This window comes from Cyanobium sp. NIVA-CYA 375 (assembly GCF_056108345.1).
The window spans coordinates 1-595 of the sequence record NZ_JBSYHW010000387.1; the positions used below are offsets into that span (position 1 = coordinate 1).

1 protein-coding gene and 1 pseudogene are annotated in these 595 nt (G+C 72.3%); both read right to left on the reverse strand.

The features are described 5' to 3' along the window. Positions 1 to 341: pseudogene (locus AC01FP_RS18725) on the reverse strand (hypothetical protein); the annotation flags it as partial. Between the two features lie 13 nt (positions 342 to 354). Then, the coding region (locus tag AC01FP_RS18730) for a tripartite tricarboxylate transporter substrate-binding protein (protein WP_474482415.1) at positions 355 to 595 on the reverse strand (241 nt) is incomplete at its 5' end.

Below are 595 nucleotides of genomic sequence, written 5' to 3' on the forward strand. Positions count from 1 at the left end.
CGAGCCCCGGTGGTCGCTGCCACGACCGGACCGGCGAGTTCGGTCTCCTCGTGCACGACGAGGTCGGGGCGCCACGCCGCGCAGCGGGTCGCCAGTGGCGCCATGCGCCGGCTGGCACCGGCCTCGAAATAGTCCAGCCACGACGCCTGCGTGTTGCCGCCGGCCTGCGCATGCGTCATGCCGATGGGCCAGGTCGCGAGGCCTTCGCGCTGCGCCAGCGGCGTCATGTCGGCCCCCGTGGCAACCACGACGTCGTGCCCAGCCGCCTGCGCCGCACAGGCCAGCGACAGCATCGGATTCAGGTGGCCGAAGAGCGGATTGCAGGTGAACAGGATGCGCATGGCAGGCTCAGCGCTACTGCGCCTGCAGGCGGATCGCGCGGGCCAGCGCCTGCAGGCTGTGGGTCTGCTCTTCGTAGAAGCGCGCGGCGTCGGCCAGGCTGGCGGGCGCGACGCTGGCCACGCCCATCTGCGACAGCAGCTGGCGCAGCTCCGGGCTCTGCAAGGCCGCGTTGAGCTGCGTGTTGAGTTGCTGCGCCACGCCTTCGGGCACACCCCGCGGCGCCGCGAACGAGACCCAGGAGGCGTGCGAGAAG